The sequence below is a fragment of the Inhella sp. genome, assembly GCF_027532025.1.
Classification (GTDB): Bacteria; Pseudomonadota; Gammaproteobacteria; order Burkholderiales; family Burkholderiaceae_C; genus Inhella.
Map to the genome: position 1 here is coordinate 24005 of NZ_JAPZSY010000045.1, position 10258 is coordinate 34262.

The following is a 10258-nucleotide window of genomic DNA, read 5'->3' on the forward strand; positions in this document are numbered from 1 at the left end:
AATCATTGGGGTTGGCTCCGAGCTTGGAGCGGCTTGTCAACCTGGCCGACAACTCAGGCCAGGGCTCGGACGAGGTCCATGGCCTCTTCGATGCGCTCCACCGCTTGCACGGTCAGGCCCTCGATGGGCTTTTTCGGGGCGTTGGCCTTGGGGATGATGGCCAGGCTGAAGCCCAGCTTCGCCGCTTCTTTCAAGCGTTCCTGGCCGCGCGGGGCGGGACGCACCTCGCCAGCCAATCCGACTTCGCCAAAGGCCAGAAAGCCGCGCGGCAGCGGCCGGCCGCGCAGCGAGCTTTGGATGGCCAGCAGCACGGCCAGGTCGGCGGCCGGCTCGCTGATGCGCACACCGCCCACGGCGTTGACGAACACGTCCTGGTCGTTGGTGGCCACCCCGGCGTGGCGGTGCAGCACGGCCAGCAGCATGGCCAGGCGGTCGCGCTCCAGGCCCACGCTCAAGCGCCGCGCGCCGCCGCTGTCCACCAAGGCTTGCAACTCCACCAGCAGGGGGCGTGTGCCTTCAAGCGTGACGAGCACACAGCTGCCGGGCACGGGCGCGCTGTGCGCACTCAAGAAGATGGCGCTGGGGTTGCTGACGCCCTTGAGCCCCTTTTCGGTCATGGCGAACACGCCGATCTCGTTGACCGCGCCGAAGCGGTTCTTGATGGCGCGCACCAGGCGGTAGCTGCTGTGGGTGTCGCCCTCGAAGTACAGCACCGTGTCGACGATGTGCTCCAGCACCCGCGGGCCGGCCAGCGCGCCCTCTTTCGTCACGTGGCCCACCAGCACCATGCTGCAGCCGCTGGCCTTGGCGGCGCGGGTCAGCAAGGCGGCGCATTCGCGCACCTGGGCCACGCTGCCGGGGGCGCTGGTGAGCTGCTCGGTGTAGACGGTTTGGATGGAATCGATGACGCAGAAAGCCGGTCGCTCTTCGGCCAGGGTGGCGAGGATGCGTTCGAGGTTGATCTCGGCCAGCACGCGCACCGCGGTGCCGGGCAGCCCCAAGCGGCGGGCGCGCATCGCCACCTGCGCGCCGCTCTCCTCGCCCGTGACGTACAGCACCGGCAGGCCGCGACTCAGCGACTCCAGCGCCTGCAGCAGCAAGGTGCTCTTGCCCACGCCGGGGTCGCCGCCGATCAGGGTCACCCCACCCGCCACGATGCCACCGCCGAGCACGCGGTCGAGCTCGTCGATGCCGGTGGGCGTGCGCGCGGTGTCCACGGCCTCGATCTCGCTCAAGGTGGCCACCGGGCTGCTCTTGGCCAGGGCCTGGAAGCGGTGCGCGCCGGCCTTGGGCTCGGCGGGCCCTTCCACCAAAGTGTTCCAGGCTCCGCAGCCCGGGCATTTGCCGAGCCATTTGGCGCTCTCGTACCCACACGCGCCGCAAACGTGATTTGTTTTTTCTTTTGGCATGGCCGGCGATTGTCGCCAGTGCGTTCCAGCCAGCGTGCTCTGGCAGGATGGAACGACATGTCTTGAGGAGGTGCCGATGGCGGGTTCGAGTTCTGGTGGCTGGCGCGCTGGGCTTTGTGCACTCTTGGTGGCGGGGGCCAGTCTCAGCGCCATGGGCGCGGGCTTGCGCAACCTGCGGACCGACCCTGCTCAACCCGCTGTGGGCCAGCCGTTCAGGGTGCTGTTCGAGCCGAAGTTCAGGTGGCACGAACCCGAGTCGTGCAAGATGCACATCGAAGTTGACGGTCAGCCAGCATCGAGGGACGACTACCAGGCGCACTTGGACTTGGACCTGAACGGGTACACCCTGCGTCGAACCCAGTCGTATGGCGTCGAGCCTCAAGGTTGGACCCGAGAGGGCAAGACCGTGCAGTTCAACTGGACGTTCTTCACGCCCGGTCAGCACACGCTGACGTTCAGCGAGTGCAGCTTGGACGAACCGAACGTCTTGCGTGTGGACGTCGCCCCCGATTACCGAGCGCTTACCTGGACCGTTTTGGGGCGCAAGGGCGCGGTGCTGACGACCAAGCTCGACGGCAGTCTTGCGGCCATGAAGCCGGGCTCGAGGCCCACCTTGGTGGCCAGCAAGCAGCATGTGGACGCCTGGGGTCGCACCTTCAAAGGGGTGGATCCGAAAAGCTGGGAGAACGCCCACGAGGCGGTGAACGGCATCTTGACGCAACTGGGGTTCAGGGGCAGTCAGCTGGAAACGGTGGACGACTTGGAGGCGTCGATCGAACGCGCTGGGGATCAACAGTTGGTGGTCATCCCGGGTCACATGGATGCCTTGCGTGATCGTCTCTTGCGCTCGGGGTCTCACTTGGCGGCTGCCACCATGGATGCCGACAAGTTGGCCAGTGGTTACGCGAAGCACCTGCAAGAACAAGCGGGCGCCGCGCAGCGTCAGGCCCAGCAGTCAGCAGAGCGCTGGGCTCGATTCATGGATCGGTTGCCCAGCGCCGCTGCGCAATTTGGGGCCCTGAAGCGGGAACCTCCCGCTGGGGAGAAGCCTCGCGTCTGCGCTCGGCAGGCCAAGGAGGGCACCTGGGTGACGGCGTACCGCCACTGGCCTGCCTTCGTCACCTGGTCAGGGCGGGCCGTGTCGTCGGGCTTTGACGAAGTGTTCCCCGATTTGGATGCGCTTTACTTGTCGTTCAAGAGCGGCAAGTGCACCTCCGTGGTCGTGACCGGAGCCGATGCGCAAGCCATGGTCCCCGCGCTCCAACGGGACGGTGTCGCTTTCGAGGTGCTGGAGTTGCTGGACGAGAACGCCCTGATGGAGCCCTTGCGCATCTACAAGGGCTATGCGTCGGTGGAGGATGCACGGCTGTCCCGACAGTTTCAGAACCCGCCTGATGCCAAGGAGTTGGGAGCCTTGCGCACTGCCGGCATCCACACGCCAGCGCTGGCCGACCAAGCTTGGGCGCGTTTGGCGGCGGTGTCTTACAGCCCGAAGCGAGACTGGTCCACGCTGATTCAATTCCTCGCGGACGAGTCCAGCGCACGCCAGCAAGGGGGCAATGCCGTCAGCGTGCGGAACCAGCGAGAAGCCAAGGCGCGAGCGCAAGAGGCCGCTGATCGAGAGCGGCACCTGAAGGCTTACCCTTACCGGCTGACCCTCGAATGCCACAACGGACCCTACGGCATGCTGCCGGTCTACTTGTGCTTCAACAACGATCGCGCGCAAGGCCACGTGGAGTTGCTCAACTGCGGCAACAGCCGGAACATCACTTACGAGGAGTTGGCTGGCAACGTGGCTCGGTTCGGGCTTTGCCCTCGCTTCCAGTTCAGAGCCAGAAATGTCTCGGAGTTCGTGCTCAAAGCGGTGTTGCGAGACGAGCGCACCGGCAAGGAATTGGAGAGCCGAACGGCGCCCCGTTTCCATTGGGTCGGCTTCGCGCGATGACGCGGAGCGGGCCGCTTCGGCGGCGATCGACCCATCGAGGGTGAGGGTTTGCGATGAGGCCAGATCGACGATCGCCTCCACACCCGGCACGAACAGCCCCTTGGACTTGCCGCAGAATGGGCTGAAACCGGGTCGAACCCGCGACTTGGACATTGCGCTGTTGGAGACCCGGAGTGATCCTCGATCTGATTCCCTCAAGCACCCGTGCCGCCGGCCTCGGGGCCCTGATGAAAGGCGCGGGCAAGGTCACGCGCTACATCCCCATCCCTCAGCCCACGCTGCTGGTCGGGCCTGGCTCGGCCGCGCGGCTGGGCGAGGCGGTTGCCGCCTTTGGGCACGAAAAGGTGTTTGTCGTCACCGACGGCGTGTTGGCCAAATTGGGCCTGCTGCGCTCGATCACCGAGGCGTTGACTGCGGGTGGCGTCGACTTTTTCGTCTTCGACGAAATCACCCCCGATGCCCCGATCCCGCTGATCGAGCGCGGCATCGCCACCTTCAAAGAGCATGGCTGTGATGCCATCGTGGCCGTGGGTGGAGGCTCGTCCATCGACTCGGCCAAGGCCATCGCCATGGCCGTGGCCAACCCCAAGCCCATTCGCAGCTTGGCGGGCTACTTCAAGGGGCGCCGCAGCCCCATCACGCTGTATGCCGTGCCCACCACGGCGGGCACGGGCTCTGAAGTCACCGTGGCCGCTGTGGTGTCCGACCCCGAGCAGGAGGACAAGGTCGTCATCGTCGATCCCCGCCTGGTGCCTCGCATGGCGGCGCTGGATCCCACGCTGATGACGGGCTTGCCCCCGGCCGTGACCGCCGCCACCGGCATCGATGCGCTGACGCACGCCGTCGAGGCCTACATCGGCAACTGGGCCACGGAGTACACGGACGGCCTTGCGCTGACTGCTGTGGGTCTGATCTTCGACAACCTGCGCACCTGCTACCGCGATGGCCGCAACTTGGCCGCGCGCGAAAAGATGGCGCTGGCCAGCACCTACGCTGGCATGGCGTTCACCCGCGCCAACGTGGGTTACGTGCACGCCATCGCCCACCAGTTCGGCGGCAAGTACCACACGCCCCACGGCTTGGCCAACGCCATCATGCTGCCGCTGGTGTTGCGTTACTCGGCCCCGGCGGTGATGGACAAGCTGGCCCAGCTTGCCATCCGCGCCAAGCTGGGCGGGCCTGGCGAGCGCACCGAAGTCTTGGCCGAGAAGTTCCTCGAGGGCGTCGAGCAACTCAACGCCGACCTCGGCATCCCCACCCACCTGGCTGCGCTGCGCGAAGAGGACATCCCCGCACTGGCCCGCGCCGCCTGCCATGAGGCGCACGTGGGCTACCCGGTGCCGCGCTACATGACGCAAGAGATCTGCGAGCAGATCATCCGCGCCGTGCTGCCGCCGGGCGACGCCTCGCCGATGGCGCCTGCGCCAACCGCTGCCAAGGCCCCGCCCAAAAAGCCGGCCGCCAAAAAGGCCGCCGCCAAGAAGACCTCGCGCGCCGCGCGCTGAACCCGCGCCCGTGCCGCCCCCCTTGCCCCGCATCAGCCTGGAGACATCCGCATGAAAAAGGTCGTGACCGTCACGCTCGGCGCTTCCCAACAAGACTTCACCTTTCAAACGAAGTTCCTCGGCCAGACCTTCCAGGTGCAGCGCCTGGGCGCCGATGACGACCTGACCCAGGCCTGGGAGTTGTTGCGTCGTCACCAGGGCGACGCCGACGCCATCGGCCTGGGCGAAATCGGGGACCACTACCAAGTGGGTTTGCACTCGGTGGTGAACAAAGAGACGCGGCGGCTGCTCAACGTCGTCACGCGCGTGCCGGTGACCACGGGCGCCACCTTGCGCCGCTTGCTGCAAGTGCGGGCCGTGCGCCACGTGCAGCACGAGCTGGGGCATTACTTCAACAACAACATCGTGTTGTTCCTCTCGGGCATGCGCAACTACGACATGGCGGTGGCCATGTCCGACTACACGCGCAACCTGCACTTTGCCGACGCGCTGTTCCAAACCGGCGCGCCGGTGATGCTGAATTCGCTCGACCAGCTCGAGGTCTACGCCAAGGGCATCAAGTGGGCGCTCCCGGGCAAACCGCGCGAGATCCTCGAAAAGTCGCTGGGCGGCCTCAAGCGCAAGAAGATCGTGTCCGAGGTGGAGCGCTCGCACGTCATCGTGGGCACCTTTGCCGAGCTCAAGGCCGTGGGCAACCCGGCCAACCTGTCGGGCAAAACCGTCATCACCTCGGCGGTGGACGACGAGCGCTTGGCCTTCTTCAAGCTGTGCAAGGTCAACCTGGTGGTCGACGTGTCGCCCAAGCTCTTCGAGCGCGTGGTGGGCATCAACGTGCTCGAGGCCATGATGCTGGCCGCCTTGGACAAGGCCACCGAGGAGGTGTCCGACGACGACTTCAGCGAGATGCTGGACGAGCTCAAGATCACCCCGCGCCTGCTTCACCCGACGGGCAAGTTCCGCAACATCCGCCGCTTCGCCTTCGTCATCCACCCGCTGTCACAAGAGTTCATCCGCAAGGGCCTGCCCATCCCCAAGGGCACGCCCAAGTTCATCATGAACCAGGTCGAGACCTTGGCGGCGCACATGCCGCCCATGGTCTATTGCAAGATGGAGAACATCGTCAGCCCTGCGGGGGCCGAGGCCGAGGGCTGGTTGATCAGCGTGGGAGGCACGCCCAAGGAGATGCTGGCCCGCAGCCCCGAGTTCACCTACCGGCGCCTGCTGCAAGCGGCTGAAATGGCGGAAAAGCTGGGCGCGCAGATCATGGGCCTGGGCGCCTTCACCAAGGTGGTGGGCGACGCCGGCGTGACGGTGGCGCGACGCTCGAGCATCCCCATCACCACCGGCAACAGCTACTCGGCTTCGGGCGCCCTGTGGGCGGCGGCCGACGCCATGCGCCGCATGGGGCTGGTCAAGGTCAAGAAGAGCGACAAGCGCGTGCCCGCCAAGACCATGGTCATCGGCGCATCGGGCTCCATCGGCTCGGTGTCGGCGCGCCTGTTGGCCATGGCCTTCGACGAGGTGGTGATCGCCGGCCGCGACATGAAAAAACTGGAGGAGCTCAAGAAGAGCATCCTTAAGGACACGCCCGACGCGAAGGTGGTGTGCTCCACCGACTACGACAGCCTGCTGGGCGACATGGACATGATCGTCACCAGCACCAGTGGCGCGGGCAAGAAGATCCTGGACATCACCAAGGTCAAGCCGGGTTGCGTCATCACCGACGTGGCCCGACCGCTGGACTTGCCCCCCGAAGAAGTCGCCAAGCGGCCGGACGTGTTGGTGATCGAGTCGGGCGAAATCGAGCTGCCCACCAAGGTCCGCGGCATGAAGAGCATCGGCCTGCCCAACAACGTCATCTACGCCTGCTTGGCCGAGACCATCGTGCTGGCGCTGGAAGGGCGCTTCGAGGTCTTCACCGTCGGTCGCGACACGGAGTGGCCGAAGGTCAAGGAGATTTACAAGCTGGGCTTGAAGCACGGCATGAAGCTGGCGGCCATTTCGGGCGTCAATGGCGTGTTCACCGACAAGGACATTGCCAAGGTGGTGGCTTTGGCGCAGAAGGCGCGGCTGACCTGGAACGGTGGCGCCAAGCCGGCGGCCGAGGCGGCGGTGGCCAAGGCCCCTCGCAAGGCCGCCAAGGCGGCTGCACCCAAGAGTGCCAAGGCGAATGCCGAGACGCCCGCACCGGCGCCCGCGAAGAAAGCGGCGAAGAAGACGGCCAAGCCATCGGCCGAAACGGCCACCGAGGCGCCCATGCCCGCGGTCAAGAAGCTGGGCGCGGCCCCGGTGCCAGCCAAGAAGCCCGCCGCAAAGAAAAAGGCGACGGCTGGCTGATCAGGGCGAGGACGCCGCCGCCGCTTGACGCGCGGCGTCTCGCCACACGCTGACGGCGGCGCTCAGACCCAGGGCCGCCATCAGCGTGGCCACCGCCAGGTCCGGCCAAGCCTGGCCCGTGCCGAACACGCCCAGCGCCGCCACCATGACCGCCAGGTTGCCGATGGCGTCGTTGCGAGAGCACAGCCACACCGAACGCAGGTTCGCGTCGCCCTCGCGGTAGCGATACAGCATCCAGGCCACGCCCAGGTTGGTGATCAAGGCCATCACGGCCACGCTGCCCATCAGCGGCGCGAGCGGCGGCTCTCCATCCCCCAGCCGGCTCACGGCCGAACCCAGCACCCACAGGCCCATCGCGGCCATCGACAGTGCCTTGAGCCGCGCTGCCCGCAGCCGGGCCGTGAGCGACGCCCCCAGCACCGCCAGCGTGATGGCATAGGCCATGGCATCGGCCAAGAAGTCGATGGCATCGGCCCACAAGGCCAGCGAGCCGGCCCGCCAGCCTCCGGCCAACTCGACGGCAAACATCGTGGCGTTGGCGCCGAGCGCTACCCATAGCGCGCGGCGCAAGCCCGGGGGGATCGCTGCGTTGGGGGAAGGGTGGTGGTGACCGCAGGAGGCGCTCATGTCGGACTGAAGGGGTGCAGAGCCGCCATTGGAACCCTGGAAGTCGCCCCAGTGTCAAGCGATGTGCAGCGGTGCCTGGGCGGTGACGGGGGGCTGGGACGGCAAGCATGGGCCTCTCCACGGCATCGCGGATGCCTTGCGTCACAGCACCGGGCGACGTGCTTCAATGCCCGACTCATCAAAGGAGCGCGGTGTGGAGTGGACGGTTTGGCTGGCGTTCTTTGCCGCGTCATGGGCCATCAGCCTGAGCCCGGGTGCGGGCGCGGTGGCGGCCATGAGCAGCGGCCTGAGCCACGGGTTCCGGCGCGGCTATTGGACGACGGCGGGCCTGATCCTCGGCATCTGGACCCAGGTGTTGCTGGTGGGGGTGGGCTTGGGGGCCTTGGTGGCCACCTCCACCACCTTGTTCACCGCCATCAAGTGGGCCGGTGTGGTCTACCTGGTGTACTTGGGCGTGCAGCAATGGCGCGCGCCGGCGCGGCCCATGGTGGCGGGTGACGACGGCGTGCAGGGCGGCGCTCTGGCGCGCCGGCGCGACCTGGTGCTGCGGGGCTGGATGGTCAACACCATCAACCCCAAGGGCACGGTCTTCCTGCTGGCGGTGGTGCCCCAGTTCCTGGCCTTGGGCCAGCCGCTGGCGCCGCAGTACCTCGTCATCGCGCTCACCCTGGGCTTCACCGACCTGGTGGTGATGGGCGGCTACACCGCGTTGGCGGCCAAGGTGCTGGGGGCGCTGACGGACGTGCGCAAGATCCGCCTGCTCAACCGCGGCTTCGGCACCTTGTTCGTTGGCGCCGGCTTGCTGCTGGCCGGCGTGAAGCGAGCCTGACCCGATGCCCACTTGGCTGCTCTTCCTGGTGCCGACGGTGATCTGGGCCAGCACCTGGCACGTCATCCTGTACCAACTGGGCACCGTGCCGGTGCTCAACTCGGTGGGCTGGCGCTTTGCCCTCGCCGCCGTGCTGATGGCCTTGCTGGCCTGGCAACAAGGGGCCAACTTGCGCTTGCCGCTGCGCATGCATGGCTGGCTGCTGGCGGCCGGGGTCATCCAATACGGCGGCAACTACTGGGGCGTGTACGAGGCCGAGCGCTACATCCCCTCCGGCCTGGTGGCGGTGCTGTTCGCGTTGATGGTGTTCGGCAACGCGCTCGGTGCCTGGTGGGCCTTCGGGCAAAAGAGCCCCCGCGCCTTCTTGATCGCCGCCTTGGGCGGCGTGGCGGGTGTGGTGATGGTGTTCTGGCCCGAGATCGCCAGCACCGGCGCGCGCCCGCATGCGGCCTGGGGCTTGGCCATCGGCCTCTTGGCCGTGGTGGCGGCCTGCGTGGGCAACATGCTGACGCTGCACCTCACGCGCCAAGGCCTGCCGCTCATCCCGGTGCTGGCTTGGGCGATGGGCTACGGTGCGCTGTTCTTGATCGGCATGGCCGGCGTGACCGGCATCGGCTGGGCCTTCGACTGGCGGGCCCCCTACGTGCTTTCCTGGCTCTACCTGACGGTGTTTGGCACCGTCATCGCCTTCGTGCTGTACTTCAAGCTGGCGCAGCGCGAGGGTCCGGCGCGGGCAGCGCTGATGGGGGTCGTGATCCCGGTCATCGCCTTGGGCGTCTCCGCAGTGTTGGAGGGCTGGCAGCCTACGCCGTTGGCCCTGGGTGGCATGGCGCTGTGCGTGGCGAGTGTGGCCTTGGCGCAGCGGGTGGGGGTGAGCAAGTCATGAGCATCAGCTTGGTGGTGGCTTGGGCCGGCAGCGCCGCGCCGACGCGCGAGAGCTGGCAGCAGCAAATCGCCGCTGCGGGCTTGCCTTTGCAGCTGGGCGAGTTGGACGAGTCCAGCGGCCTCGAGGGCTTTTGGTCGGCGGTTTGGCAGGGCCGCCCCAGCGGCTTCGATTGGCAATTGCGCCCCGCCGACGCGGACCTCGGGGGCCCGCCGGGCGGGTGCGCGGCCGTCATCGTGGGGCGTGGTGACAACACGCCTGCCGCCCTGGCCGCGGCAGCGGCCCTGGCCGAACTGATGGAGGGGACGCTGGAAGACCCCCAAGGGGGCGACACCCTGTGCGCCCACGAGGCCCTGCCCTGGGCGCGGGTTCAGATCACGGCGTGGCAGCAGGCCCAGGACGAAGGCGACGCGCCCGAATGCATCGCCGACCGCGCTTGGGGCCCTACTGGGAGCCGCACTTGGAGCCGCATGGGGCGCGTCGTCACCGGCCTGCTCATCCTGGCGCTGTTGGCCGTGGGCCTGACCTTGCTGCTGCGCTGAAATGAATCGGTCCCCAGCCTCAACCCCCCGAGGGGCCGCTCAGAGGCTTCGGGCGGCTAGGAGTCTGCGCGGCAGAAGCCCAGGCCGTCGCCGAGATCCCGGGGGCGACAGGCTAGGCGCTGGCGACGCCGCGTGGCGGGCTACGTCAGGAGCCGGCAACGACGCTTGTCGCCCCCGGGGC

The 10258-nt window shown here is 67.4% G+C and carries 8 protein-coding genes; 6 read left to right on the forward strand and 2 right to left on the reverse strand.

All coding sequences use genetic code 11. The features are described 5' to 3' along the window. Positions 1–53: 53 nt before the first annotated feature. Complete coding sequence (gene radA / locus O9335_RS07790) at positions 54–1409, reverse strand: DNA repair protein RadA (RefSeq protein ID WP_298386088.1); 1356 nt, start codon at positions 1407–1409, stop codon at positions 54–56. 265 nt (positions 1410–1674) lie between these two features. On the opposite strand from radA, the gene O9335_RS07795 reads away from it, so the two are divergent. The 3 genes from O9335_RS07795 to O9335_RS07805 all read left to right on the forward strand — a co-directional run bounded on the left by O9335_RS07795 (position 1675) and on the right by O9335_RS07805 (position 7196). Beyond that, the gene (locus tag O9335_RS07795) at positions 1675–3354 is read left to right on the forward strand and encodes a hypothetical protein (protein ID WP_298386091.1); all 1680 of its coding nucleotides are present in this window, start codon (positions 1675–1677) and stop codon (positions 3352–3354) included. A 173-nt stretch (positions 3355–3527) separates the two neighbouring features. Continuing rightward, positions 3528–4859: an iron-containing alcohol dehydrogenase gene (locus tag O9335_RS07800; protein WP_298386094.1), complete on the forward strand. Its 1332-nt coding sequence runs from the start codon at positions 3528–3530 to the stop codon at positions 4857–4859. Between the two features lie 51 nt (positions 4860–4910). Further along, the gene (locus O9335_RS07805; RefSeq protein ID WP_298386097.1) at positions 4911–7196 is read left to right on the forward strand and encodes a saccharopine dehydrogenase NADP-binding domain-containing protein; all 2286 of its coding nucleotides are present in this window, start codon (positions 4911–4913) and stop codon (positions 7194–7196) included. Here O9335_RS07805 and O9335_RS07810 read toward each other — a convergent pair whose 3' ends face one another. After that, entirely contained in the window at positions 7197–7823 is a 627-nt protein-coding gene (locus O9335_RS07810; RefSeq protein ID WP_298386099.1) for a cation transporter, read from the reverse strand. It abuts the gene before it with no gap. Positions 7824–8016: 193 nt separating this feature from the next. Here O9335_RS07810 and O9335_RS07815 point away from each other — a divergent pair, with 193 nt between their 5' ends. The 3 genes from O9335_RS07815 to O9335_RS07825 are packed head-to-tail and all read left to right on the forward strand — an operon-like array spanning position 8017 to position 10077. After that, a complete protein-coding gene (locus O9335_RS07815; protein WP_298386111.1) occupies positions 8017–8652 on the forward strand; it encodes a LysE family transporter in 636 nt (211 codons plus the stop codon). Between the two features lie 4 nt (positions 8653–8656). Further along, positions 8657–9538, forward strand: coding sequence for a DMT family transporter (locus O9335_RS07820; protein WP_298386102.1), 882 nt, complete (start codon positions 8657–8659; stop codon positions 9536–9538). Then, positions 9535–10077, forward strand: coding sequence for a hypothetical protein (locus tag O9335_RS07825; protein ID WP_298386105.1), 543 nt, complete (start codon positions 9535–9537; stop codon positions 10075–10077). The genes O9335_RS07820 and O9335_RS07825 overlap by 4 nt, the downstream gene beginning before the upstream one ends. Positions 10078–10258: the final 181 nt, after the last annotated feature.